Genomic DNA, 24,860 nt, shown 5'->3' with positions numbered 1-24,860 from the left:
AGATCGATGAATGATGAGGTTCACATGTCCCAGGACACTACAAGCGCCGTCGTAGACGCTTCCGCAAGCACAGGGCAGCCGGGGTCAGCCCAGGGAGCCGGGCAGGGCGATGCCTTTGAAAACCTGCTTCATGAGACCCGCAGGTTTGCGCCCTCCCCCGAGTTCGCTGCTGACGCTGTGGTCACCGCCGCGGAGTATGAGGACGCCAATGCAGACCGTCCCGCGTTCTGGGCGAAGAAGGCCCGTGAGCTGCTGACCTGGAACAAGGACTTCGACCAGGCACTGGACTGGTCCAACCCTCCCTTTGCCAAATGGTTCGTCGGCGGAGAGGTCAACGCCGCCTACAACGCGTTGGACCGTCACGTGGAGAATGGCCTCGGCGACCGGGTGGCCATCCACTTCGAGGGCGAGCCCGGGGACACCCGCACCTACACCTATGCCCAGCTCACCGACGAGGTGAAGAAGGCCGCGAACGCTTTCGAGTCCCTCGGCGTGGCCAAGGGTGACCGGGTGGCCGTCTACCTGCCGATGATCCCCGAGGCCGTCATCACCCTGCTGGCCTGCGCCCGGATCGGTGCGGTGCACTCCGTGGTGTTCGGCGGGTTCTCCGCCGATGCCCTGCGCTCACGGATCGACGACGCGGAAGCCAAGCTCGTAGTCACCGCCGACGGCACCTACCGCCGCGGCAAGCCCAGCGCCCTGAAAACCGCCGTGGACGACGCACTCTCCCACGTGGGCGACGGCAGCGGCCACACAGTCCAGAACGTCGTGGTGGTTAAGCGCAACGGCCAGCACGTTGACTGGCACGAGGGCCGGGACCACTGGTGGGACGACACCGTCGGGCAGGCATCCACCGAGCACACCGCCGTGGGCCACGATTCCGAGCACCCGCTGTTCATCCTCTACACCTCCGGCACCACCGGAAAGCCCAAGGGCATCCTGCACACCACCGGCGGGTACCTCACCCAGACCGCCTACACGCACAGGGCGGTGTTCGACCTGCATCCGGAAACGGACGTGTACTGGTGCACGGCCGACGTCGGCTGGGTCACCGGCCATTCCTACGTCGCGTACGCGCCGCTCATCAACGGCGCCACCCAGGTGATGTACGAGGGCACCCCGGACTCCCCGCACCAGGGCCGCTGGTGGGAGATCATAGAGAAGTACAAGGTTTCCATCCTCTACACCGCCCCCACCGCGATCCGGACGTTCATGAAGTGGGGCAGGGATATCCCGGACAAGTACGATCTGTCCTCCCTCCGGGTCCTTGGCTCGGTGGGCGAATCCATCAACCCAGAGGCCTGGATGTGGTACCGGAAGGTCATCGGCGGGGACAAGACCCCCATCGTGGACACCTGGTGGCAGACCGAGACCGGCGCCCAGATGATCGCCCCGCTCCCCGGGGTTACCGCCACCAAGCCCGGCTCCGCCCAGGTCCCGCTCCCCGGCATTGCGGTGGACGTGGTGGACGAAATGGGCGAATCCGTGCCCAACGGCCACGGCGGCTTCCTGGTGATCCGGGAGCCATGGCCGGCCATGCTCCGCGGCATCTGGGGCGATCCCGAACGCTTTAAGGACACCTACTGGTCCCGGTTCGAGACTATGTATTTCGCCGGGGACGGCGCCAAGAAGGACGAGGACGGCGACATCTGGCTCCTGGGCCGGGTGGATGACGTCATGAACGTCTCCGGGCACCGGCTCTCCACCACCGAAATCGAGTCGGCACTGGTGTCCCACCCCGCCGTGGCCGAGGCCGCCGTGGTGGGCGCCGCCGACGAAACCACCGGCCAGGCCGTCGTCGCGTTCGTCATCCTCCGCGGGGATGCCGTGGATTCCGGGGACGCCATCGTCCAGGAACTCCGGAACCACGTAGGCAAGGAGATCGGGCCCATCGCCAAGCCGAAAGCCATCCTGGTGGTCCCGGAACTGCCCAAGACCCGCTCCGGCAAGATCATGCGCCGCCTGCTCAAGGACGTCGCCGAAGGCCGGGATCCGGGAGACGCCACCACCCTCTCGGACCCCACCATCATGCAGCAGATCGCAGCGTCCCTCCGGAAATAAGGCGGAAGGGGACTTTACGACGGCGGCGCCTGGCTCACAGCCGGGCGCCGCCGTCGTCGTATGCTGGGAGCAGACCCGCCCCCTGCCCTGAAGGATCGCCCTGATGCTCGCCGTCGCCCGCCACCAGGCCATTTTGGACGCTCTCCAGCGGGAGCGGGTTGTCCGGGTCTCGGACCTGGCCCAGCAGTTGGGTGTGTCCCTGATGACGGTCCGCCGTGACATCGAGGTGCTGGAGGAGGGCGGCCGCCTGGAGCGCATCCACGGCGGCGCGAAAATCCCGGGCGACACCAGCACCCATGAGCCCGGATTCGACCTCAAGTCGACGCAGCTGACGGCGGAGAAACGCGCCATCGCGGTGGAGGCGGCCTCGCTGGTGCAGGAGGGCATGGCCGTGGGGCTCAGCGCCGGAACCACCACCTGGGCGCTGGCCAAGGAGCTGGTGAACGGCCCGCAGATCACGGTGGTCACCAACTCAGTCCGCATCGCAGACCTGTTCCACCACGCGGCGTCGGCCGGTTCTGCCCGGTACGCCTCCACGGTGATCCTCATTGGCGGCGAACGCACGCCCTCTGACGCCCTGGTGGGCCCCATCGCCACCGGAGCCCTCAAGCAGCTGCACCTGGACATGCTGTTCCTGGGCGTCCACGGGATGGATGCCGACGCCGGCTTCACCACTCCCAACCTGCTCGAAGCGGAAACGGACCGGGCCTTTGTGGCCGCGGCGCGCAAGACTGTGGTCCTCGCCGACCATACGAAGTGGGGCATGCTGGGCATCAGTTCCATTGCGTCGCTGGACGAGGTGGATGAGGTCATCAGCGATTCCGGGCTGGGGGCCGAGGCGCAGCGCGTCCTCCAGGAACAGGTGGGCAGGCTGCGGCTCGCGGCCGTGTAGGAGCCGCTCCTAGGGGCAGCCGCAGGACTGTCGGACGTGCAGGGTGGTGGGGAAGATCCGGTGCCGGGGCTTCTCGCCGCGGCTGGCCCCCACCAGTGCGGCCACCGCCGCCTCCGCCATTGCGGCCACGGGCTGCTCCACCGTGGTCAGCGGAGGCCAGGAGTATTCGGACTCGGCAGAACCGTCAAAGGACGCCACGGCCATCTGGCCGGGGACGGACAGCCCGGCTTCATGGACCGCCCGGAGCAGCCCGATGGCCTGCATGTCCGAGGTGGCAAAGATGGCCGTGGGCCGGTTGACGGACGCCAGGAGGCGCTGCCCGGCGGTATAGCCGCCGGGACGGGTGAAGGCGCTGTACACGATCGGCCCCTCGGGCAGGCCCGCCTCCTGCAGGGCCTCCCGCCAGCCCACTTCACGGCCGTCAGTGGCGCCGGAGACGTTGGTGCCCATGGCGAGGCCGATGTTGGTGTGGCCGTGCCCGATCAGGTGTTCCACGGCGATCCGGGCTCCTGCTGCGAGGTCCACGCCGATGCTGTTGAAACCGGGGGCGTCCCGTTCCTGGTTGAGCAGGACCGAGGGGATCTCGGCCGTTTCCAGGACTTCCAGGTCGGGTTCGAAAAGGACACTGGCCAGGAGCACGCCATCCACCTGCCTGGCGGCGAGGTTGCGGATGTTGCGCCGTTCCTTGGCAAGGTTTCCGTCAGAGTTGCCCAGCACCAGCGCGTATCCCAAGGCGGCGGCGGCGTCCTCAACGGCGTGGGAGAACAGGGCGAAGAACGGGTTGGAGATATCCGGGACCACGAGCCCCAGCGTCTCGCTGGAGCCCAGCTTGAGTGCCCGCGCCGCAGCATTGGGGCGGTAGCCCAGGACGCGGATGGCATCCTGCACCTTGGCTTCGGTGGCGGGCGCCACCTTCTTGGGCCCGCCGTTGACAACGTAACTGACGACGGCGGTGCTGACGCCGGCGTATCTCGCCACGTCCTTGCGCGTCACCGGGCCCCGCGAAGCCTGCACTGCCGGAGTAGTCATGCTGTCCATGTTATGTACCGGTACCCGGTGCATCGCCAAAGTCACGGATGGGAAGCCGCTCCCCGTTTTGCAGGGCCGACTGGTGTGCCACGATTCCCGGGAGCGTAAAGCGGGCAGCAAGCCAGGCGTTCACCGGAGGCAGGGTGCCGTTGTTGACCGCCGTCACGAAGTCGTCCACCAGGAAATGATGGCTGCCTTCGTGCCCGTTGGGCGCGCCCAGGAACTCCTCCGGCAGCCTCCCGGGATCATGGACCGGAGCCAGGCCGGAGACAAAGGCGTCCCTCAGCTCTGGCGCAACGTTCGCAAGGGACGGGTCGTCGAGGGGGATGCTGGGCCGGGTTTCCATCTGCTCGGAGACGTCGTGGACGTTCTGCTTGTCCTGCCAGACGGACACCTTGGCGAGCTGTTCAAAGCTGGCCTCCGTTCCGAAGAACCGGAACCTGGACTCGCGGATATGTGAAGGGTAGCCCACCCGGCGCATCTCGTTGGTGCGCATCACGCCGCCGTCGTTCAGCTCGAAGAGGGCGGTGGCGTTGGAGAAGTCGTTCCCGAACATGCTGACATCCTTGTCAAAGACGCCGTCGTTGCGGTCATCCCTGACGCCCACGCAGCTGACGCTCACAGCATGGGCGGGGACGGCACCCAGCACACCGCCCACGGCATGGGTGGGGTACAGCATGGGCGGGTAGCTGGCGGTTTCCTTCCACCGCTCCCCTCCGCTGTACTGGTAGGCCTCGTAGAAGCCCAGGTCCATGTCATGGACGTAGTCGCCTTCGACGTAGAAGATGCGGCCGAACTTCCCGTCAGCGAGCTGCTTGCGGGCATAGACAGTGGCCGGGTTGTAGTAGCTGGTCTCACCCATCATGTACACCAGTCCGGTGTCACGGACGGCCTGGATGATTGCTGCGATCTCTTCTTCCGAGACCGCCATGGGGACGGCTGAGTAGACGTGCTTGCCGGCACGCAGGGCCTGCTCCACCAGGGGACCATGCGTCCAGCGCTGCGTGAAGATGGCTACGGCATCCACGTCGGAGGCCAGGAGCGCGTCGAAGCTGTCTTTCACGCCCGCCAGGCCGTACCGGGCCACGGCCTCTGCAGCCCGTTCCGGAAGCTCGTCGGCCACATACACAGCGCTGACGCCGGGGTGGAGATTGAACAGGTGGGCGAACTGGCTGCCGAACTGGCCTGCTCCTACTACGCCGAGTGAAAACGTCATTGTTTGCCTTCCGTGGGGGGCTGGTTGGGGGTCGCCGGGCAAGCGCTGTCCTCCAGGAACTCCAGTGTTCCACCCGCATCTACTCGAGTCAACAGGCCAGCGATTGGATAAACCGTCCGGATTACGGGATGAATGTAACCTCTTGCCCTTCTAAATCTACTCGTGTAGATTACATCGCAGTTGTTACCTCCATCACAGTCAGGAAAGGGTCGAAGATGACCACCCTTGCCAAACACTCCAGGTCCGCCTCTGCGGCTTCGGCCTCCCCGAAGCCGCAGGGAAGCCACCGCCGCCTCGGGGACCTCAAGATCGCCCTGCTGTTCATCGCACCGGCGATGATCGGATTCGTTGTTTTCTACGTCCTGCCCACCGTCCGGGGCATCTACCTCAGCTTCACCGAATACAACATCCTCGGCGACCCGGAATGGGTCGGCATGGACAACTACGTGGCCATCGCCGCGGACCCGCTGTTCTGGAACTCGCTGGCCGTCACCGGGCAGTACGTGTTCCTCAACATCCTCCTCCAGACAGCCCTGGCCCTTGGCCTTGCCCTCCTGATGCACAACGTGGCCAAGTCCACCATCATCCGGGGCACCCTGCTCCTGCCGTACCTGATGTCCAACGTCATCGCCGCACTGCTGTGGTTCTGGATGCTGGACTACCAGATCGGCGTGGTGAACCAGTTCATCGAATGGAGCGGGCTGCCCCGCGTCGCCTTCTTCGGCAGCGAGGCGTGGGCCATTCCCACCCAGGCGCTGATCAACACCTGGCGCCACATGGGCTACACGGCCCTGCTGATCTTCGCCGGACTCCAGGCCATCCCCAGCCACGTCTACGAAGTGGCCAAACTGGACGGCGCGTCAGCATTCCAGACCTTCCGGAAAATCACTATTCCCCTGCTGCGTCCGGTCCTTGTCCTGGTCCTCGTGGTGACCGTCATCGGCTCGTTCCAGGTCTTCGACACCGTGGCCGTGACCACTGCGGGCGGCCCGGTCAACGCCACCCGCGTCATCCAGTACTACATCTACCAGCGGGCCTTCACCGAGTCGGACTTCGGCTACGGATCCGCCATCGCCGTCATTCTCTTCCTCATCCTCGCCCTGGTGGCCTTCATCCAGATGAAGTTCCTCAAGGGCAACGAGTCGGACCTGGACTAAGGAGTTCCGCATGAGCACCACCGCAAGCCGCGCACCGCTGCCGGCCGCAACCCGCCGCCGTCGTCCTTTCAACGCCCGCCGCGCCGGCGCCTGGGCACTCCTCATCCTGGCCATCGCAGTCTCCGTCCTCCCCTTCCTGTGGGTCCTGCGCACTGCACTGTCCACCAACAACGCGCTGGCCTCGAACGCCACCAGCCTGCTGCCGGCCGAATTCACCCTGGGCGCCTTCAAACGGGTCTTCGGGCTTCAGTCCCCGGCGGAGGCCGTCGCCGAAGGCGGATCCGGTGCCGCCATCGACTTCTGGCTCTACCTGCGCAACTCGATCATCTTCTCCTCGATCACCACCGCCGGCGCCGTCTTTTTCAGCGCCATGGCCGCCTACGCGTTCTCCCGGCTGCGCTGGAAGGGCCGCAACGCCGTCTTCAGCCTGTTCCTCGGCACCATGCTGGTCCCGCCGATCTTCACCGCCCTGCCGAACTTCCTGCTCATCAAGAACCTGGACCTGCTCAACACCATGCTCGGCCTGGTCCTGCCGTACGTGTTCATGACCCCCTTCGCCATCTTCTTCCTCCGGCAGTTCTTCCTGAACATGTCCCGCGAAGTGGAGGAGGCGGCCATGCTCGACGGCGCCAAGCACCTGAGGATCTTCTTCCAGATCGTGCTCCCCAACGCCGCAGCCCCCATCGCCACGCTGGCGCTCCTCACCTTCATCGGCCAGTGGAACGAGTACTTCTGGCCCCTGCTGGTGGCGTCGCAGGACGATGTCCGCGTCCTGCAGGTGGGCCTCGGCGTCTTCAAGTCCCAGTCCCCGCAGGGGGCACCGGACTGGTCCGGGCTGATGGCCGCAACCCTCATTTCGGCCCTCCCGGTGCTGATCCTCTTCGCCGCCTTCGGCAAGAAGATCGTCAACTCCATTGGCTTCTCCGGCATCAAATAAGCACACCCCACCCATCGCATCCCAGCGAACTCCACCCGAACGGAAAGTAGAACCATGAAGAAATCCCTCGGCGCCGTTGCCGTCGCCGCAGCTATGGCACTCTCCCTCTCTGCCTGCAGCGGATCCTCCTCCTCCGAAGAAAGCGCCACCGGCGAGATCAGCTACTGGCTGTGGGACGCCAACCAGCTGCCCGCCTACCAGCAGTGCGCTGACGACTTCCAGGCAGCCAACCCGGACATCACGGTCAAGATCACCCAGCGTGGCTGGGACGACTACTGGAGCACCCTCACCAACGGTTTTGTTGGCGGCACCGCACCGGACGTCTTCACCAACCACCTGGGACGCTACGGCGAACTGGCCGAAAACAAGCAGCTCCTGGCCATCGACGAGGCCGTCGAAAAGGACAACATCGATCTCTCCGCCTACAACGAGGGCCTCGCGGACCTGTGGGTGGGCCAGGACGGCAAGCGCTACGGACTGCCCAAGGACTGGGACACCATCGGCCTGTTCTACAACAAGGCAATGCTCAGCAGCGCCGGCATCCCGGAGGACCAGATGAAGGACCTCACCTGGAACCCTGAAGACGGCGGCAGCTACGAGAAGGTCATCGCCCACCTGACCGTGGACAAGAACGGCAAGCGCGGCGACGAGCCCGGCTTCGACAAGAACAACGTGGACGTCTACGGCCTGGGCCTGAACGGCGGCGGCGACTCCTCCGGCCAGACCGAATGGAGCTACCTCACCAACACCACCGGCTGGTCCCACACGGACAAGAACCCGTGGGGCACCAAGTACAACTACGACGATCCCAAGTTCCAGGAAAGCATGGAGTGGTTCGCCGGGCTGGCGGACAAGGGCTACATGCCCAAGCTCGAGACCACCGTTGGCGCGAGCATGGCTGACACCTTCGCTGCCGGCAAGTCCGCCATCAACGCCCACGGCTCCTGGATGATCGGCCAGTACACCGGCTACAAGGGCATCGAGGTGGGCATCGCCCCCACACCGGTGGGCCCCGAGGGCGAGCGTGCCTCCATGTTCAACGGCCTGGCGGATTCCATTTGGGCCGGAACCGAAAAGAAGGACGCGGCCATCAAGTGGGTTGAATACCTCGCTTCGGCCGACTGCCAGGACGTCGTAGCCTCCAAGGCCGTGGTGTTCCCCGCCCTCAAGGCGTCCTCGGAGAAGGCCGCCGAGGCCTTCCAAGCCAAGGGTGTTGACGTCACCGCGTTTACCGAGCACGTCAAGAACAAGACCACCTTCCTGTACCCCATCACGGACAACACCGCCAAGGTCAAGGGCATCATGGAGCCGGCCATGGACGCCGTCGTCTCCGGCAAGGCACCCGCCAGCTCGCTGACCCAGGCCAACGAACAGGTCAACGCCCTCTTCAAGTAGGCCCTGGCCCCCAAACAGTGGCTGCGTTTGTGGTCGCAGCCACTGGGCTGGATGCCGCCGTGCCCTCCTCGCGGCGGCGGCATCCATCCCCTCCCCACTCCCTGGCTTGAGGCGCCTACGACGCTCCAGCCCTCCAGACGCACAGCACAACGACGAAAGAGATTTCCCCTATGGACCCCCTCCACCTCCGTTCCGCCGGGACCAGCCTGGTGATCAGCTTCGACAGCGGAGAGGCCGAGGTGGTCCACTGGGGCGCAGACCTGGGCGCGGACCTGCCGGACCTGGCCATCCTCACCTCCCCGGTCCCGCACTCCGCCATCGACGCACGCGTCCCCGCAGCGCTCCTCCCCCAGGCGTCGTCCTCCTGGCGCGGCCGGGCCGCCCTGCGCGGCTCCCGGACGGCCGACGGCGTCTCCGGGCTTGATTTCTCGGCCCGCCTCCGCGTTGTGACAGCAGGTGCCGACGGCGGCTCGGCAGTGATCGTCCAGTCAGACCCGGACGCCGGGCTCACGGTCGAATCAACCCTTACCCTTCACGACGCCGGGCTGCTGGAGATGCGGCACACCGTCACCAACGACGGCACCACGCCGTACCGGCTCGACGAACTGGCAACCGTCCTCCCGGTGGCGCCGGACGCCGTCGAACTCCTTGACCTCACCGGCCGCTGGTGCCGGGAACGGCACCCGCAGCGCCGCGCCATCCAGCAGGGCACCTGGGTCCGGACCGGCCGGCACGGGCGCACCGGACACGACTCCTCCCTTCTGTTCGCCGCCGGCACCACCGGTTTCGGCAACCGCCACGGCAAGGTCTGGGCCACCCACCTGGCCTGGAGCGGCAACCACGAACAGTTCGCGGACACCATCGGCGACGGCCGGACCATGATCGGCGGCTCCGAACTCCTGGGCCCGGCCGAGGTCATCCTCGAACCCGGCAGCAGCTACACCACCCCGGCACTGTTCGCCGCCTACTCCGACCATGGGCTGGACGGGATCACCCAGGCCTTCTACAGCTGGTTCCGGTCCCGCCCGCACCACGTCCTCCCGGCCGCCTCCACCGGCCTGCCCGCCGGAAAACCGCGCCCCGTTGTGCTTAACACCTGGGAGGCCGTGTACTTCGACCACAACCTGGACACGCTGATCGAGCTGGCTGAGTCCGCTGCCGACCTTGGCGTTGAGCGCTTCGTGCTCGACGACGGCTGGTTCCGCGGCCGCCGGGACGACCACGCCGGCCTCGGCGACTGGTACGTCGACGAGACCCTGTGGCCCAAGGGGCTGACACCGCTGATCGACGCCGTGACCTCCCGCGGCATGGAGTTCGGGCTCTGGGTGGAGCCGGAAATGGTCAACCTTGATTCCGATATCGCACGGGCGCACCCGGACTGGATTGTTGGCCCGTCAGCGGTGCAGCACAAGGACGGCGGCCGCCTGCCCCTGGAATGGCGGAACCAGCACATCATCGACCTGGTCAACCCCGAGGCGTGGCAGTACATCTACAGCCGCATCGACGCGCTCCTGAGCGAGAACAACATCAGCTACCTCAAGTGGGACCAGAACCGGGACCTGCTGGAGCACGGCCACGCCGGACGCTCCTCCGTCCACGAGCAGACCCTCGCCGCGTACAGGCTGTTCGACGCGCTCCGCAAGGCCCATCCCGGCGTCGAGATTGAATCCTGCTCCTCAGGCGGCGCGCGCGTTGACCTGGGCATCCTGGAACGCACGGACCGGATCTGGGGGTCGGACTGCAACGATGCGCTGGAGCGGCAGACCATCCAGCGCTGGACCGGCGCCGTGGTCCCGCCGGAGCTGGTGGGCAGCCACATCGGCCCCACCACCTCGCACACCACCGCCCGCACCCACGACCTCTCCTTCCGGGCCATCACCGCGCTGTTCGGCCACTTCGGCATGGAGTGGGACATCCGCGGCGTCCAGGGCAAGGACCGGGAGGAGCTCAAGCGCTTCATCGCCCTGTTCAAGGAACACCGCGGCCTCCTCCACAGCGGCCGCCGCGTCCACGCGGACGTGACCGGTGACGCCCTGCTGCTGCACGGCGTCGTCACCGATGCACCCGCCGTTTCTGGCACGACGGCGGGCCTGTTCGCCCTGGTCAGCACCCGCACCTCCGCGGCGGAGGAGCCGGGCCGGATCGGCATTCCCGGGCTGGAGGCCGGGCGCACGTACCGGGTGGAGGCGGTCTTCCCCACTACCGAAGACGCCGACTACGGCCACACCTACACCCAGGTGCAGCCGCCGGCCTGGCTGGCGGACGGGGCAGTGGCCAACGGACGCTTCCTCGCCGAGGTGGGCCTGCCCATGCCCAACCTCAACCCCGAGCACGCGCTGCTGCTGAAGGTCACTGCCCTCTAGTGACCGTCGATTGCTCCGTAAACGTCGTTTTCACGCTTCAAAACGGCATTTACGGAGCGGTCGATGGGGGGTGCCGGCGTAAGAATGAGCGGCGCCCAGCGCCAGCCGATAGATTGTCATCCATGACTGACGCCTCCACAGACTCCGCCGCCGGCCGCACCATCCTGGTGATCAACGGGCCAAACCTGAACCTGTTGGGAACCCGCGAGCCGGAAAAATACGGCACCTCGACGTTGGCCGACGTGGAGCAGCTGGCCGCGGCCGCCGCCGAGGCCCACGGCTTCACGGCCGAATGCGTCCAGTCCAACCACGAAGGCGTCCTGCTCGATGTCATCCACGCCGCCCGGAACAACGCCGCGGGCATCGTCATCAATGCGGGCGCCTTCACCCACACCTCGGTTGCCCTCCGGGACGCCCTTGCCGCCGTGCAGCTTCCCGCCGTCGAGGTCCACATCACCAACGTGCACCAGCGCGAAGAATTCCGGCACCATTCGTACCTCTCCCCCGTCTGCTCTGCGGTCATTGTGGGCGCGGGCGTTACGGGGTACCGGCTGGCCATTGACTACCTTGCCGAGGTCGTCTAACCGCTACTTCTGGATGCACTGCCCGGAGGACACCGGCGCGGAGAGGGACGCCGCCTGCGATGCCACGGGAGTGAGGTCGTCCATGGTGATGGCGAATCCCATCTCCATATCCGCCGTCGCTTTCGCGAAAATCACTCCTGCCACCTGGCCGTCCATGGTCAGCAGCGGCCCTCCCGAATTCCCCGGCTGCACGTCCCCGGCCAGGCGGTAGATCTCCTCGGGTGACGCGTTGTTTCCGTAGATGTCCGGCACCAGGACAGTGGTGATGTCCTGCACCGTGGCGGGCTTGGACTGGAAGGGGCCGCCGTGGGGATAGCCGGCGAAAGCTGCAGGACTGCCGCCGGGCAGGTCCCGGCCCAGCGCCAGCGGGCTTGCCTGCAGTCCATCCACAGCCAGCACCGCAAGGTCGTGTTTGGTGTCGAAGTAGACGACCCGCCCTGGCATCGCTCCGCCGTCGGGCATTTCCACTACCGGCTGCGACACGCCCGCCACAACATGTGCATTGGTGACCACCCGGTCCTCTGACACCACAAACCCCGTGCCCGTCTGGTTTTGGCCGCACTGGTACGCGGTCCCGGCGATCCGGAGCACGGACTCCGCGGCCCGGTTCAGCGAGGGAGTGTCGGTGCTCGCGTTCGGCACCGGTACCGCCGGCCCCTGTTCCAGGCCCTCCAGCAGCGTGGGGATGCCGTTGCCGATCACGGTGGAGCGCAGCTGCGCCATGGTGGCTTTGACGGGGACGGGCGTTAGTCCGTCGATGAAGCGGATGACCCTTGACTCGGCCAGCTGCTGCGATACGAACGGCACACCCAGGGAGCTGACACTGAAGGCCAGCATGGACATCACCAGCGCCGACACCACTACGTTCACGGCTCCGCCCACCAGGCGGTCTACTGCCCGGAGGGGCCGGATCCGCACGGCGCCGCGGATTTGCCGGCCGGCCATCGTCCCCAGGCCGTGCCCCAGGACTACCAGCACGACGGCGGCGGCCACGATGGCGGTCAGCCTCCATCCGGAGTCCTCAACGAAGCCGCTCACCAGGGGGACCGCGAAAAAGGCCGCCACGGCTCCCGCCGCAAACCCCGCTATGCCGCCCGCCGTCACCAGGAAACCGTTGCGCAGGCCATAAACCAGGTAGGACAGCAGCGCCAGGATCAGGATCAGGTCCAGGACAGTCAAGCCGACCACAAAGGCTCCTTATAAACAGTTGAACACCCATTCTAGTGGTGGTCACTGACAGTTTTCTGGACAGCCCACCCCTCCTGGCAGGCCTGCCAGGGGCACCTCCCCAACTGCCTCCCAGCCGCCCCCGGGACGTCCCGCGCCACCTCCGCTGGTGGCGCTGCGGCCCCGGATCAGGGCGTTTCGCCTGCCAAGTTCGTCACAGAACCTTGAAAATTCTGAAACAATGGCACAAGCGCCACAGCCGACACTTTTATTCAGGAGATTTCATGGACATCGAGGTACTGCGCCGAGCACCCCTTTTCGCCACGCTCGACGACGACGCATTCCGTCTGCTGACGGACGAGCTCACCGAGGTGGACCTGTCCCGCGGCGCTTCGGTGTTCCGCGAGGGCGACCAGGGTGACCAGCTCTACTTCATCGTCTCCGGCAAGGTGAAGCTCGGCCGGACGTCTCCTGACGGCCGGGAATCCCTCCTGGCAATCCTGGGCCCGGGTGAACTCTTCGGCGAGATGGCCCTCTTCGACCCGAGCCCCCGCACCGCAACCGCAACCGCGGTCTCGGAAACCCGGCTGGCGGGCCTCAAGAACGAAAGCCTCAACACGCTGCTCCGCACCCGCCCCGAGGTCTCAGCACAGCTCCTGCAGGCCCTCGCCCGCCGGCTCCGCCGCACCAACGATTCGCTGTCCGACCTCGTCTTCTCCGACGTTCCGGGCCGCGTAGCCAAGGCACTCCTGGACCTCGCGGACCGCTTCGGCCGCCCTGCAACGGACGGCGTCCTGGTAGCCCACGAGCTCACCCAGGAAGAGCTGGCCCAGCTGGTTGGCGCCTCCCGCGAAACCGTCAACAAGGCCCTCGCCGAGTTCGTCCAGCGCGGCTGGCTGCGGCTGGAAGCCCGCGCCGTCGTCATCCTGGACATGCAGCGCCTCCGCCAGCGCTCCCGCTAGCCACCAAACAGGAAGGCCGCCCCCGTGAACTGATCACGGGGGCGGCCTTTCTGCGTTGACCCGGCCCAACGCTCTCTCACTCCCTGCAGCCTTTTCGTAAACCCTCGCTCATCTCCTGCAGCTTTTCTGTAAACCCTCGCTCACCGTGCCAGACCGAGTGAGAGAGCGTCACACCAAAAGCTGTGTTAAGTGAGAGAGCGTCACGCCAAAACCTGCGTTGAGTGAGAGAGCGTCACAGGTGGGGCGGCGGTAAAATCAAGGCACGAGGTGCATGGCGATGTCAGTGGCTATGGGTGTCCTGTTGATCCTGCTGGGCCTGGCGGTCTTGGCCGCCACAGCCGGCACGGTGGTCCTGGTAATCCGTGACGGTATGGGCCGGATTCCGCTGGAACCGCCCACCAAGGACTGGACCGCGGGAACCCTTCCCAGCCGCCCGTACGCAACGCTCAGGAGGATCTAGCGTTCGCGCTGGGGGTCGTCGGCGGTAGTCTTGGCGGCCTCCACCTCAAGCATGAGCTTGCCGTCCTCTTCAACCAGGACCGGCTGGTACACATGGGCCTTGCGCTTGTAGCTGAGGTAGGCGATGCAGCCATTGGCCGCGGCCATCTTCTCAAGCATGATCTCCGAGCCGGGAACCAGGAGTTCCCCCAGGGTACGGCCCACTGTGTTCTCCTGGCCCACTTCGTCGCCCAGAGCTGTGGTGTGGCGTTCGGCGATGACATCCGCGGCATTGACCCACCGGCCCCACACGCCTTTGCCCTCCAGCAGGGTGGGCTGCTGGTTCAGGGGGACGGTGGCCGCAAAGTAGCGGGTGTCGAACCGGCGGTGGGCGAAATCAGGGCTGCGCCAGTTGACCAGGGACTTGAGCAGGTCCGTCCGGACGGACAGCCCACGCTTGGCCAGGATCTCGGGGAACGTCTTTTCCTGCTCGGCGACGGCAACGCGGGCGCGCATCCATTCCGGGGTTGACGTCGCTTCGACGGTGCCGGCCATGTCAGGTCCGGCCAGCAGCAGGCCGGTTTCCTCAAAGAGTTCGCGGATGGCGCCCAGCACGTGGCGGCGCGCCAGCCCAACGTCGTCCGTGCCCATCTGCTCAGCCCAATGCTGTGGTGACGGTCCCAGCCAGGGGACCGGATCGTCGTCGGCCGCGTCCAGCGAGCCGCCGGGAAACGCCAGGACGCCAAGCGGCGAGGAGCCTGGCCGGTAGGCCAGCCAGGTCTCCAGGCCGGTTGGGGAATCCCGCAGCAGCACCACCGAGGATGCAAGGCGTGCTGCCCGCGGGGTCCGTTCGCCGTGTTCGAGCCAGCTCTGGGCCGCCCCTTCAAGGTCCTGGGGAAGGGCGAAGAGCCGTCGGGCGAGGTGAGGCAAGGGAAACGACCGGTCCTAGCTAAATTCGGCGATCAGTTCGACCTCGACGGGAGAGTCGAGGGGCAGCACGGAGACGCCGACGGCGGAACGTGCGTGCTGGCCTGCGTCACCGAGGACACGTCCCAGCAGCTCCGAGGCTCCGTTGATGACGCCGGGCTGGCCGGTGAAGGAAGGATCGGAGGAGACGAATCCCACAACCTTGACGATGCGGGTGATCCGGTCAAGATCGCCGATGACGCTCTTGACGGCCGCCAGGGCGTTGACGGCGCAAATGGCTGCGAACCGCTGTGCGTCCTCGGGTGAAACGGTGGGCTCGTCGGCGTAACCTTCGGTCCCTGCTGATACCTTGCCTGTTGCCGGAAGTTTGCCGTTGACAAAAGGCAGCTGGCCGGACGTGTACACGTGGCTGCCGGAAACCACTGCCGGAACGTAGGCGGCTACGGGCGCAGCCACTTCCGGAAGGGTCAGCCCAAGGTCCGCGAGCCGCTTTTCAACAGCCGAAACCGGGGCGTCAGCCGCGCCGGGCTGGGCCTGTGCGGAGGTGCTCATGCTACTGCTTCTCCCTCTTGAGGTAGGCAACCAGGCCGTTTCCGTCAGGTCCGGGGACAACTTGGACCAGCTCCCAGCCGTCGTCTCCCCACTGGTCAAGTATCTGCTTTGTGGCGTGAATAATGAGCGGAATCGTGGCGTACTCCCATTTGGTCATGAGAGAAAGACTAGTCCTTGCCGGTAAAGTGGAAAACATGGCGACTCGTACGAACCCATTATTCGACACTGCCACCACCCTCGGAAAAATCCTCGTTTTCCTTGGCGTGAGTGCGATCTGCGGTGTCCTGGTAGCAGGCCTGCTGGTTCCCGCCGCGGCCGTTTCAGGCAGCGCAGCCAGCGGTTCGATCGAGTTCTTCGACACCCTCCCCGATGAGCTGAAGGTCGATCCGCCCAACCAGACCACCAGGATCCTGGCTGCGGACGGCAGCGAGATCGCCAGCGTCTACAAGGAGAACCGCACCAAGGTTGCCCTGGACCAGATCTCGCCGTTCATGAAGGAAGCCGTCATCGCCGTCGAGGACAGCCGGTTCTACGAGCACGGCGGCGTGGACACCACCGGTATCCTGCGTGCACTGGTCAGCACGGCCCGCGGCAACAGGCAGGGTGCCTCCACCATCACCCAGCAGTACGTCAACAACGTCCTCAACTCCAACCTCGCCGCCGAGGGCAGGGACGAGGACATCAAGCTCAACGGCGTGAACAAGGGCGTGGGCGATAAGCTCCGCGAGATGAAGCTCGCCATTGCCCTGGAAAAGGAGTTCAGCAAGGAGCAGATCCTTGAGGGCTACCTGAACATCGTGTTCTTCAACCGCGACGCCTACGGCATCGAAGCCGCGTCCAGGTTCTTCTTCAGCACCACCGCCAAGGACCTCACCCTTCCGCAGGCCGCGCTGCTGGCCGGCCTGGTCAACAGCCCGTCCGCATTCGACCCCATCACCAACCCCGAGAACGCCAAGCAGCGCCGGGACCTGGTGCTGAGCCTGATGCTGAACCAGGGCAAGATCACGCAGGCAGACCATGACGCCGCCGTCGCCACCCCCGTGGAAACCAACGTCACGCCCGCCCGGCAGGGCTGCGCCTACGCGTCCACCGCCCCCTACTTCTGCGACTACGTGCTGCACCTGCTGGAAAACAACCCGGCATACGGTGCGGACCGCGAGGAACGCCTTCGCCTCATCTACGGTGGCGGCCTGACCATCACCACGACGCTGGACCCGAACGCCCAGGCTGTGGCCCAGGAACAGGTCAATGCCTCGGCCGGCGCCAACCCGGACAAGTGGGGAGCTGCCATGGTGTCCGTGCAGCCCAACTCCGGCAAGATCGTCTCGATGGCCCAGAACACCTCCTTCCTTCCGGCTGAGGGTGCCTTCGACTCGCAGGTGAACTTCAACGTGGACAAGCTGGACAAGGACGGCAACGACCTCAACGGCCTGGGCGGCGCGCAGCCCGGCTCCACCATGAAGCCTTTCACGTTCGCCCAGTGGCTTGAGGAGGGCAAGTCTATGAATACCGTGGTCAATGCCGCCCAGCGCCGCTACCCGCTGAACTTCAAGTGGCGCAACTCCTGCGGCCAGGTCACCGGTGCCTACAACACTGCGGAAAAGTCGCTGGGCGCCGCTGACGACCTGCAGAACGCGGAACCCCAGTGGTACCGGCCGCTGTCCGTCCTCGAAGGCCTGTACAACTCCATCAACACCGTCACCTTCGCTTCGGCAGCACAGCTGGACTTCTGCGGAATCCAGAAAATCGTTGACGCAACGGGCCTCCATGGCGGGCTCCCGGCTGACGGCGATCCCAACCCGAAGATCAACATGTCCACGCTCGGCAACCTGTTGGGGTCCACCCAGACGGCGCCGCTGACCATGGCCAGCGCCTTCGCCACGTTCGCGAATGACGGAAAGTACTGCGAGCCCATCGCCATCACCGCGGTTACGGACCAGACCGGGGCCACCCTGCCGGCCCAGTCGAGCAGCTGCCGGGATGCGGTCAAGCCCGAGGTTGCCCGCGGCGTGAACTACGCCCTCCAGGAAGTCCTGAACCGCGGCTCCGGCTCCCTGATCCAGCCCCGCATCTCCACCCGGACCAGCTTCCCCATCGGCGCCAAGACCGGAACCTCGAACAACAACGGTTCCACCTGGGTTGTCGGCCACACCACCGGCCTTGCCACGGCCGCCTGGTTTGGCGACGCACTTGGCGCCCAGGACCGTTCCGGCCAGAACATCACCGTGAACGGAAAGTTCTACCCGGGCATTGACGGTTACATGATTGCCGGGCCGATGTTCTCGAACTTCATGTCCCGGATCGCGCCCGCCTACGGCACCGAGCCATTCCCCGCCCCGCCCAGCTCCATGATCAACGGCGGCGGCAACACACGCACACCCGCCACCACGGCGCCGCGCACAAGCCAGGCACCCCAGGCTCCAGCCACCCAGGCTCCAGCCACCCAGGCGCCCGCTCCTGAGCCTTCAGCACCTGCCGCCCCCGAGCCTGCTCCGCAGCCGACCAACAGCGGCAACGGTAATGGCAACGGAAACGGAAACGGCTAGCCGCCGATGACGTCCACCACTACGCTGGCAGGCCGCGCCCGGACTATCGGACGCGGCCTTGCCGTCACTGCAGGGGCCGGCGTTGCTGCCGGGGCAGCCGCCTTCGGATATGGCCTGTGGGAGAAGGACCAGTTCGTCCTCCGCGAGGAAACCCTGGCCATCCTGCCGCCGGGACACGGCCCGTTCCGCATCCTCCACTTGAGCGATATCCACTTCATTACCGGACAGAAGAAGAAGGCGGCCTGGCTCCAGTCCCTGGCTGACCTCAAGCCGGACCTGGTGGCCAACACGGGCGACAACCTCAGCCATCCCAAAGCCGTGGACCCCCTGCTGGCCGCCCTGCGGCCGCTGATGGACTTCCCCGGGGTATTCGTTCCAGGCTCCAACGACTACTTTGCGCCGAGCCCGAAGAATCCTGCCCTCTACCTGCTGGGGCCCTCCAAGGTGAAGCCCAAACCCAAGATGCTGGACTGGCCCCGGCTGCGCTCAGGCTTCGGCATGGCCGGCTGGGTGGACCTGACCAACCGCCACCAGTCCTTGGTGCTGAACGGCATGCGCTTTGACTTCTCCGGGGTTGACGATCCCCACCTGAAGCGCGAAAAATACGCCGGCTGGCCCCGTGGAACCGTGAACCAGGACGCCGCCGACCACCTCAAAGTAGCCGTCATCCATGCGCCCTACCAGCGGGTGCTGGACCACTTCACCGAGGACGGCGCCGACCTCCTCCTCGCCGGCCACACCCACGGGGGCCAGATCTGCATCCCCGGCTACGGCGCGCTGGTGGCCAACTGCGACCTTCCCACATGGCGGGCAAAGGGGCTCAACGACTGGCAGAGCAATGGACGTACGACGCCGGTCAACGTGTCCGGCGGCATCGGCACCTCCCGCTTCGCTCCGGTAAGGATCGCCTGCAAGCCCGAGGCAGTCCTGCTGACCCTAACCTCACCCGGCTGATCCCGCTGCGCGTGCAACAACAGGTTGCATTGCACAACGCAATAACTGGCCAAGCTCTTTATCACGCCGAAATTCCTGTGAACCGCCTCACGTCCATGGCATAGGGTAGTTGCTAAGGGAAACTACATTCGTTTTAGAGCTTGAGAAGCGGGCATGGCCAAGCAATCTTCATTCTTTCGATCAATCAGTCGTCTCTACCCCCATGTCCGGCCCATCATTCCGCGGCTGCTGCTGGGACTCGTGTGCGCGCTGCTGGCCAGTATCGTTGCACTGTCGATCCCCCAGGTCCTGCGGGTGCTGGTCAACGAGTCGCTGCAGCCGGGCGGCGCCAGCGAAGCCATCTGGGTTTCGGCCGGCATCATTTTGGTCCTGGGCATAGCTGAGGCGGGACTGGTGGCACTCCGCCGCCAGTTCGTGATCAATCCGGCCACTACGGTGGAAACCCGGATGCGGGTGTCCCTCTATGACCACCTGCAGGAGCTCACGGTCTCCTTCCACGACCGCTGGGGTTCCGGCCAGCTGCTGTCCCGGGCCATGACGGACCTCAACTTCCTGCGCCGCTGGATGGCGTTTGGCGCCATCATGCTGGTGGTCACCACGCTCACCGTGATCATCGGCATTGCCGTGATGTTCGCAATGAGCTGGCAGCTCGCCCTGATCTTCCTGGCCGCAGCCGTGCCCATCATGGCCTACAGCTTCCGGTTCCGCACCCGGTTCAGCAAGGTGGCCCGCCGCAGCCAGGACCAGGCCGGCGACCTGGCAACCACGGTGGAGGAGTCGGTGCACGGCATCCGTGTGCTCAAGGCCTTCGGCCGCAGCCGGGAAGCACTCGAAAACTTCGAGGAACAAGCCGAAGAGCTGCGCCAAACAGAGATCGACAAAGCACGCCACCAGGCCATGTTCACCATGGTGGTCACACTCTTGCCGGAACTCGCGCTGGGGGCAGGCCTGGTGGTGGGCATCATGCTCTGCGCCAGCGGGCAACTGAGCATCGGCGCGCTGGTGGCCTTCTTTGCCACCGCGGCCGTCATTGCCTCACCCGTGGAATTCTCCGGCATGCTGCTGGCCATGGCACTCACCGCCAAGACCGCCGTCGACCGCCACTACGAAGTCATGGATTCCGCCAACACCATCACCAGTCCCCCGGATCCGCGCCTGCCCCGCCAGCTCGCGGGCGCCCTCGAATTCCACAACGCCACCTTCGCCTACGAGGATGCCCGGGACAAACCCATCCTAAAGAACGTCAGCCTGGACGTCCGGCCCGGTGAAACCATGGCCCTGGTGGGAATCACGGGCAGCGGCAAGAGCGCGCTGATCCAGCTGGTGCCCCGGCTGTATGACGTCACCGACGGATTCATCAGCATCGACGGCGTGGACCTGCGGGACTTCGACGTGGAGGAGCTGCGCCGCATCGTGGCGGTGGCCTTCGAGGACACCACCCTGTTCTCCAACTCCGTCCGGGACAATGTGCTGCTCGGCGCCCCGGTCCGCAGCGACGCCGTCCTGGAGGAAGCACTGGATGTTGCCCAGGCACACTTCGCGTACTCCCTGCCCCAGGGCCTGGACACCCTGATCGGCGAGGAAGGCCTGAGCCTGTCCGGCGGGCAGCGCCAGCGGATTGCCCTGGCCCGTGCCATCGCGGCCCGCCCCCGCGTGCTGGTGCTGGATGACCCGCTCTCCGCCCTTGACGTCCATACGGAGGAACTGGTGGAGACCCGGCTCCGTGCGGTCCTGAAGGACACCACCACCCTGATCGTCGCGCACAGGCCGTCCACCGTGGCCCTCGCGGACCGGGTGGCGCTGCTTGAAGAGGGCCGGATCACCGCCGTCGGAACCCACACGGAACTCCTGGCGGGCAACGACCATTACCGCTACGTCATTGCGAGCCTGGACCAGGAACCCCGGGACCTGGACTCGGAACTCTCGGACCTCAAGGCAGAAGCAGTTATCCAGGAAGCGGAGGTCACCCGATGAGCGCCGCCTCCTTCGGCACTGCCAATGAAGACAATGCCCACCTCAGCAAGGATGACAGCAGGGCCGTCCGACGGCGGTCACTGGCGCTCCTGCGGTCACTGATCCGGCCGGTGCGGCTCCGGTTCTGGCTGACCATCGCCATGGTGGTCCTCTCCCAGGCTGCAAGGGTGGCCGGGCCGGCGCTGATCGCCTTTGGCATCGACCGCGCCCTGCCCGCCCTGCAGGCCGGAGACAACGCGCCCCTGGTGTTCACCGGCGCCGCCTACCTCCTTGCCGCCATTGCGACGGCGGGGCTCACGGCTTTGTACGTCACGTCCACCGCGAAGCTCAGCCAGGCCATGCTGCTGGACCTGCGCCTGCGGGTCTTCCGCCAGACCCAGGGGCTGAGCCTCGAGTTCCACGAAAAGTACACGTCCGGACGGATCATCGCCCGGCAGACGTCGGACCTGGAAGCCCTTCGCGAACTCCTGGACTCCGGTGTCAGCTCGCTGGCGTCAGGCATGCTGTTCATGGTCTTCACTGCCATCACCGTGTTTGCCCTGGACTGGCGGAGCGGGCTGCTGGTGCTGGCCGCCGGCGTGCCCATGTTCTTCCTGGCCCGCTGGTACCAGAAGCACTCCCAGATCGCCTTCCGCGAATCCCGCGTGGTGTCCGCCCGGCTCATTGTGCACTTCGTGGAAACCATGACCGGCATCCGCGCCGTCAAGGCCTTCCGCAAGGAGCAGGAAAACTCCGGCCGGTACGGCCAGTTGGCCGAGGAATACCGGCGGGTCACCGTGCGCTCCATCAACCTCAACGGCATCTTCCAGCCGGGGCTGGTCCTGATCGGTAACGTCTGTGTGGCCGTGGTCCTGCTCTTCGGCGGCTTCCGCGTCCTCGGCGGCGACCTGGAGGTCGGGGTGCTGCTGGCACTCATCCTTTCCACCAAGCGGTTCTTCCAGCCGGTGGACCAGATGGCCATGTTCTACAACTCCTTCCAGAGCGCGCAGGCGGCGCTCGAAAAGGTGTCGGGGCTCCTGGAGGAGGTGCCGACGGTCCGCCCGCCCAAGAACCCGGTCGCCCTGAAGCAGGCCAAGGGATCCATCGACTTCAACGGCGTGGAGTTCCGCTACGGCGACGGCCCGCTGATCGTCCCCACCCTGGACCTGCACATTCCCGCAGGCCAGACTGTTGCCCTGGTGGGCCAGACGGGTGCCGGCAAGTCCACGCTGGCGAAGCTGATAGCACGCTTCTACGACGTCTCCGCCGGATCGCTCACGCTCGACGGGGTCGACGTCCGCAACCTGGGCACCACGGATCTCCGCCGGAACATCGTGATGGTCACCCAGGAGGCCTTCCTGTTCAGCGGCTCGGTGGCAGACAACATCGCCCTGGGCCGCCCGGAGGCTTCCCGGGCGGAGATCGAGGAAGCGGCCAAAGCCGTAGGCGCCCACGACTTCATCATGGAACTGCCCGAAGGCTACGACACCGACGTCAACAAGCGCGGCGGCCGTGTCTCGTCCGGGCAGCGGCAGCTCATCAGTTTTGCCCGGGCGTTCCTGGCCCGACCTGCCGTACTGATCCTGGACGAGGCGACGTCCTCCCTGGACATCCCCTCCGAGAGGCTGGTGCAGCAGGGCCTTGCGCGGCTCCTGGCGGGCACGGAAGCGGCCCGCAGGACGGCGCTCATCATTGCCCACCGCCTGTCCACGGTAGAGACCGCTGACAGGGTGCTGGTGGTGCACGACGGCCGGATCGTGGAGGACGGAAGCCCGGCTGAACTCATTGGCGGGGGCGGCCGCTTTGCCGACCTCCACGGCGCCTGGAAGGATTCGCTGGTCTGATTTCGCATCGGGACCCGGCATCGGCTATCCTTGTAAAGTTGCTTTTGCAGCGGATCGGGATGTAGCGCAGCTTGGTAGCGCGCTTCGTTCGGGACGAAGAGGTCGCAGGTTCAAATCCTGTCATCCCGACCAGAAAAGAAGAGGGTCTTCATGCGGAGGCCCTCTTCCTTCTTAAAAGGAACGGCCCCGAAGCCTGCGCTCCGGGGCCATCCTCGCCTCCATGTGTGAGGAAGCTATTACATCGGGTCGGGCCAGTTGCCTACGTACGTGGTGTACGAGGTATCCGTGCTCTTGTCCTTGGTCTTCTTGGACATCGGGTCCGGCCAGTTTCCTACGGCTACCGACGTTCCGGCAGAGTCCCCGAGGGAACCGGCAGACAGGACAGCTGGAGCCGCAGCAGAAAAAGCAAGTGCCCCTGCCAGTACGGCCGCGGTTGCGATCTTCTTCAACATAAATAGGTTCCTCAATACGAGTCGGATTCGTTACAAAGCCAGCACTGTCCTTGTTGACATACATTGTAAAATGTTTTCCACAGGGACTGTCAAGCATTTTGTACGAAGACCGTCCGGAAAAGGAGGAAATCCCGTGGGCAACGGATTCGGGGAGAAGCTCCGTGCGGAGCGTCTCGAACGGGGGCTGACACAGGCGGAACTGGGAAAGGACCTGTATTCCCCCAGCTATATTTCACTACTTGAGACCGGCCGCAGGGAACCTACGGCAGAGGTGATCGAGGAACTTGCACGCAGGCTGGAACTGGCACCCAAGGCGCTGGAAGCCTGGAGCCAGCCTATCTCGGTGAGCGACGCCGAATACGTCCTCGCCGGATTGTACGCCCGGCAGGCGTGGGACCTGAGGGACTATCAGCTCGCGGCAAGCCACGCCGCCACAGCTGCAAAGATAGCCCTCGAAGGCAGGAACACGAGCGCCTGGTGGAACATGACGTACATGCAGGCCGAGTGCCTCATCAAGCAGGGCAACTGGCAGGAATGCCAGCGCATCATGCAGCACCTGCTGGAGCACCCCATGGCAACGGAATCGGCCGGCCTCGCCGTCCGGGCCCGCCAGATGCTCGCCGGCATCTCCCAGGGCCAGGGCCAGCTGAGCGCGGCGGTGGACCACGCCATGGAGGCCGTGCGGCTGTGTTCCCAGCTGCCGAAGGGTTCCACGCTCATCATCGGGGCGCACCGGGCACTGATCGGCGCACTTGCCGAAAGCGGCCGGCTCGACGAAGCCTGGAAATACTGCCAGGCGATGATCGACCACGTGGATGAGCACTCCATGTCCCAGCTCGCCGGCGAAGTGGCGTGGGTGATCGGCAACGTGGCCTTCATGCGGCACGACTACCAGGAGGGCATCAAGCACCACGAACGGGCTGCCCGGCTGCTCTCCCCCGCCAACGACATCGAACTGTGGGCCCGGTTCAACAAAGCCTCGGCCGCCGTTCGCCTGTCCTCCGGGATCGTTGAGCCGGAGACGCTGTCATCGATTGAACGGGCCGAACTGGCCCTGTCCATCGTGGGTGGCAACAAGTCCGACCAGCTGGAGGTCGCTTTCATCCGCGCCCGCTGGCTGTACCTGACCGGTGACATCGTTGCCGCCGTCGAGAAGCTCCGCGAAATCCATGCGGAACGCGCCAGCCTGGCAAAGCACACCGCCGGTGAAGTCTCGCTGCTGCTGGGCAAGTCCCTCAAGGCCGCGGGTGAATCCGAGGAAGCCCTGGTGCACCTCGAGGAAGCCCAGAAAGCCTTCAGTGCGGCAGGAGCGGCTGACCGCGTCCAGCAGGCGATGGACGCGGTCCTGGAAATAAAACTGGCCCAGCAGCGCGCCGCGGCCGCTGCCAAAGCCAGCTAGCAAAGCACCATCCGCCGGGAGCAGCTGGGGCT

At 65.7% G+C, this 24,860-nt stretch carries 21 protein-coding genes and 1 tRNA gene; 15 read left to right on the top strand and 7 right to left on the bottom strand.

Features of this window, described 5'->3' with window-relative positions; all coding sequences use genetic code 11:
• Positions 1 to 24 precede the first annotated feature (24 nt).
• Both acs and NFU08_RS09895 read left to right on the top strand, forming a co-directional pair.
• On the top strand, positions 25 to 2,061 hold the full coding sequence (gene acs / locus NFU08_RS09900) for an acetate--CoA ligase (protein ID WP_251422704.1): 2,037 nt from the start codon (positions 25 to 27) through the stop codon (positions 2,059 to 2,061).
• 103 nt (positions 2,062 to 2,164) lie between these two features.
• On the top strand, positions 2,165 to 2,953 hold the full coding sequence (locus tag NFU08_RS09895) for a DeoR/GlpR family DNA-binding transcription regulator (RefSeq protein WP_251422701.1): 789 nt from the start codon (positions 2,165 to 2,167) through the stop codon (positions 2,951 to 2,953).
• Positions 2,954 to 2,962: 9 nt separating this feature from the next.
• Here NFU08_RS09895 and NFU08_RS09890 read toward each other — a convergent pair whose 3' ends face one another.
• A complete protein-coding gene (locus NFU08_RS09890; protein ID WP_066278928.1) occupies positions 2,963 to 3,982 on the bottom strand; it encodes a LacI family DNA-binding transcriptional regulator in 1,020 nt (339 codons plus the stop codon).
• 10 nt (positions 3,983 to 3,992) lie between these two features.
• Positions 3,993 to 5,198: a Gfo/Idh/MocA family protein gene (locus NFU08_RS09885; RefSeq protein WP_251422698.1), complete on the bottom strand. Its 1,206-nt coding sequence runs from the start codon at positions 5,196 to 5,198 to the stop codon at positions 3,993 to 3,995.
• 215 nt (positions 5,199 to 5,413) lie between these two features.
• Between NFU08_RS09885 and NFU08_RS09880 the strand changes: the two genes are divergently transcribed.
• The 5 genes from NFU08_RS09880 to aroQ all read left to right on the top strand — a co-directional run bounded on the left by NFU08_RS09880 (position 5,414) and on the right by aroQ (position 11,634).
• On the top strand, positions 5,414 to 6,355 hold the full coding sequence (locus NFU08_RS09880) for a carbohydrate ABC transporter permease (protein WP_251422695.1): 942 nt from the start codon (positions 5,414 to 5,416) through the stop codon (positions 6,353 to 6,355).
• Positions 6,356 to 6,365: 10 nt separating this feature from the next.
• Positions 6,366 to 7,292: a carbohydrate ABC transporter permease gene (locus NFU08_RS09875; RefSeq protein WP_174177184.1), complete on the top strand. Its 927-nt coding sequence runs from the start codon at positions 6,366 to 6,368 to the stop codon at positions 7,290 to 7,292.
• Positions 7,293 to 7,346: 54 nt separating this feature from the next.
• The gene (locus NFU08_RS09870) at positions 7,347 to 8,687 is read left to right on the top strand and encodes a sugar ABC transporter substrate-binding protein (RefSeq protein ID WP_251422692.1); all 1,341 of its coding nucleotides are present in this window, start codon (positions 7,347 to 7,349) and stop codon (positions 8,685 to 8,687) included.
• 170 nt (positions 8,688 to 8,857) lie between these two features.
• Entirely contained in the window at positions 8,858 to 11,050 is a 2,193-nt protein-coding gene (locus tag NFU08_RS09865) for an alpha-galactosidase (RefSeq protein ID WP_251422689.1), read from the top strand.
• A gap of 122 nt (positions 11,051 to 11,172) precedes the next feature.
• Positions 11,173 to 11,634 carry a type II 3-dehydroquinate dehydratase gene (gene aroQ / locus NFU08_RS09860; protein WP_251422686.1) on the top strand — a complete coding sequence of 154 codons (462 nt, stop codon included), beginning with the start codon at positions 11,173 to 11,175 and terminating at the stop codon, positions 11,632 to 11,634.
• 3 nt (positions 11,635 to 11,637) lie between these two features.
• On the opposite strand, the gene NFU08_RS09855 is transcribed toward aroQ, so the two are convergent.
• Positions 11,638 to 12,822, bottom strand: coding sequence for a MarP family serine protease (locus NFU08_RS09855; protein WP_174177198.1), 1,185 nt, complete (start codon positions 12,820 to 12,822; stop codon positions 11,638 to 11,640).
• Between the two features lie 263 nt (positions 12,823 to 13,085).
• Between NFU08_RS09855 and NFU08_RS09850 the strand changes: the two genes are divergently transcribed.
• Complete coding sequence (locus tag NFU08_RS09850) at positions 13,086 to 13,763, top strand: Crp/Fnr family transcriptional regulator (protein ID WP_013602309.1); 678 nt, start codon at positions 13,086 to 13,088, stop codon at positions 13,761 to 13,763.
• Between the two features lie 271 nt (positions 13,764 to 14,034).
• Complete coding sequence (locus NFU08_RS09845) at positions 14,035 to 14,223, top strand: hypothetical protein (protein WP_251422683.1); 189 nt, start codon at positions 14,035 to 14,037, stop codon at positions 14,221 to 14,223.
• Here NFU08_RS09845 and NFU08_RS09840 read toward each other — a convergent pair.
• The 3 genes from NFU08_RS09840 to NFU08_RS09830 are packed head-to-tail and all read right to left on the bottom strand — an operon-like array spanning position 14,220 to position 15,837.
• A complete protein-coding gene (locus tag NFU08_RS09840) occupies positions 14,220 to 15,131 on the bottom strand; it encodes an NUDIX hydrolase (RefSeq protein ID WP_251422680.1) in 912 nt (303 codons plus the stop codon). The two genes, NFU08_RS09845 and NFU08_RS09840, sit on opposite strands and share 4 nt — an antisense overlap.
• A 15-nt stretch (positions 15,132 to 15,146) precedes the next feature.
• On the bottom strand, positions 15,147 to 15,680 hold the full coding sequence (locus tag NFU08_RS09835) for a RidA family protein (RefSeq protein WP_174177204.1): 534 nt from the start codon (positions 15,678 to 15,680) through the stop codon (positions 15,147 to 15,149).
• 1 nt (position 15,681) lies between these two features.
• Positions 15,682 to 15,837: a DUF4177 domain-containing protein gene (locus NFU08_RS09830; protein ID WP_003797879.1), complete on the bottom strand. Its 156-nt coding sequence runs from the start codon at positions 15,835 to 15,837 to the stop codon at positions 15,682 to 15,684.
• Positions 15,838 to 15,874: 37 nt separating this feature from the next.
• Between NFU08_RS09830 and NFU08_RS09825 the strand changes: the two genes are divergently transcribed.
• From NFU08_RS09825 to NFU08_RS09805, 5 genes are all read left to right on the top strand, one after another.
• On the top strand, positions 15,875 to 18,226 hold the full coding sequence (locus NFU08_RS09825; protein ID WP_251422677.1) for a transglycosylase domain-containing protein: 2,352 nt from the start codon (positions 15,875 to 15,877) through the stop codon (positions 18,224 to 18,226).
• A gap of 6 nt (positions 18,227 to 18,232) precedes the next feature.
• On the top strand, positions 18,233 to 19,180 hold the full coding sequence (locus NFU08_RS09820; protein WP_251422674.1) for a metallophosphoesterase: 948 nt from the start codon (positions 18,233 to 18,235) through the stop codon (positions 19,178 to 19,180).
• Between the two features lie 153 nt (positions 19,181 to 19,333).
• The gene (locus NFU08_RS09815) at positions 19,334 to 21,154 is read left to right on the top strand and encodes an ABC transporter ATP-binding protein (protein ID WP_251422670.1); all 1,821 of its coding nucleotides are present in this window, start codon (positions 19,334 to 19,336) and stop codon (positions 21,152 to 21,154) included.
• Positions 21,151 to 22,977, top strand: coding sequence for an ABC transporter ATP-binding protein (locus NFU08_RS09810; RefSeq protein ID WP_251422668.1), 1,827 nt, complete (start codon positions 21,151 to 21,153; stop codon positions 22,975 to 22,977). Before NFU08_RS09815 ends, NFU08_RS09810 begins: the two co-directional genes overlap by 4 nt.
• Before the next feature lie 55 nt (positions 22,978 to 23,032).
• A tRNA-Pro gene (locus NFU08_RS09805) sits at positions 23,033 to 23,109 on the top strand.
• A 104-nt stretch (positions 23,110 to 23,213) separates the two neighbouring features.
• On the opposite strand, the gene NFU08_RS09800 is transcribed toward NFU08_RS09805, so the two are convergent.
• Positions 23,214 to 23,429, bottom strand: a complete 216-nt coding sequence (locus tag NFU08_RS09800) for a hypothetical protein (RefSeq protein WP_174177214.1) — start codon at positions 23,427 to 23,429, stop codon at positions 23,214 to 23,216.
• Positions 23,430 to 23,562: 133 nt separating this feature from the next.
• On the opposite strand from NFU08_RS09800, the gene NFU08_RS09795 reads away from it, so the two are divergent.
• Positions 23,563 to 24,828 carry a helix-turn-helix transcriptional regulator gene (locus NFU08_RS09795; RefSeq protein WP_174177215.1) on the top strand — a complete coding sequence of 422 codons (1,266 nt, stop codon included), beginning with the start codon at positions 23,563 to 23,565 and terminating at the stop codon, positions 24,826 to 24,828.
• The last annotated feature ends 32 nt before the right edge of the window (positions 24,829 to 24,860 follow it).

Source organism: Pseudarthrobacter sp. NCCP-2145, assembly GCF_023708005.1.
In the GTDB taxonomy this organism is placed as follows: Bacteria; Actinomycetota; Actinomycetes; order Actinomycetales; family Micrococcaceae; genus Arthrobacter; species Arthrobacter oxydans.
The sequence above is the reverse complement of the archived record's forward strand: the minus strand, read 5'-3'. Positions and strand labels throughout refer to the sequence as shown.

Coding starts and splice junctions, on each gene's coding strand:
- acs (WP_251422704.1), top strand. CDS start 25: ATGTCCCAGGACACTACAAGCGCCGTCGTAGACGCTTCCGCAAGCACA.
- NFU08_RS09895 (WP_251422701.1), top strand. CDS start 2,165: ATGCTCGCCGTCGCCCGCCACCAGGCCATTTTGGACGCTCTCCAGCGG.
- NFU08_RS09890 (WP_066278928.1), bottom strand. CDS start 3,982: ATGACTACTCCGGCAGTGCAGGCTTCGCGGGGCCCGGTGACGCGCAAG.
- NFU08_RS09885 (WP_251422698.1), bottom strand. CDS start 5,198: ATGACGTTTTCACTCGGCGTAGTAGGAGCAGGCCAGTTCGGCAGCCAG.
- NFU08_RS09880 (WP_251422695.1), top strand. CDS start 5,414: ATGACCACCCTTGCCAAACACTCCAGGTCCGCCTCTGCGGCTTCGGCC.
- NFU08_RS09875 (WP_174177184.1), top strand. CDS start 6,366: ATGAGCACCACCGCAAGCCGCGCACCGCTGCCGGCCGCAACCCGCCGC.
- NFU08_RS09870 (WP_251422692.1), top strand. CDS start 7,347: ATGAAGAAATCCCTCGGCGCCGTTGCCGTCGCCGCAGCTATGGCACTC.
- NFU08_RS09865 (WP_251422689.1), top strand. CDS start 8,858: ATGGACCCCCTCCACCTCCGTTCCGCCGGGACCAGCCTGGTGATCAGC.
- aroQ (WP_251422686.1), top strand. CDS start 11,173: ATGACTGACGCCTCCACAGACTCCGCCGCCGGCCGCACCATCCTGGTG.
- NFU08_RS09850 (WP_013602309.1), top strand. CDS start 13,086: ATGGACATCGAGGTACTGCGCCGAGCACCCCTTTTCGCCACGCTCGAC.
- NFU08_RS09845 (WP_251422683.1), top strand. CDS start 14,035: ATGGCGATGTCAGTGGCTATGGGTGTCCTGTTGATCCTGCTGGGCCTG.
- NFU08_RS09835 (WP_174177204.1), bottom strand. CDS start 15,680: ATGAGCACCTCCGCACAGGCCCAGCCCGGCGCGGCTGACGCCCCGGTT.
- NFU08_RS09830 (WP_003797879.1), bottom strand. CDS start 15,837: ATGACCAAATGGGAGTACGCCACGATTCCGCTCATTATTCACGCCACA.
- NFU08_RS09825 (WP_251422677.1), top strand. CDS start 15,875: ATGGCGACTCGTACGAACCCATTATTCGACACTGCCACCACCCTCGGA.
- NFU08_RS09820 (WP_251422674.1), top strand. CDS start 18,233: ATGACGTCCACCACTACGCTGGCAGGCCGCGCCCGGACTATCGGACGC.
- NFU08_RS09815 (WP_251422670.1), top strand. CDS start 19,334: ATGGCCAAGCAATCTTCATTCTTTCGATCAATCAGTCGTCTCTACCCC.
- NFU08_RS09810 (WP_251422668.1), top strand. CDS start 21,151: ATGAGCGCCGCCTCCTTCGGCACTGCCAATGAAGACAATGCCCACCTC.
- NFU08_RS09800 (WP_174177214.1), bottom strand. CDS start 23,429: ATGTTGAAGAAGATCGCAACCGCGGCCGTACTGGCAGGGGCACTTGCT.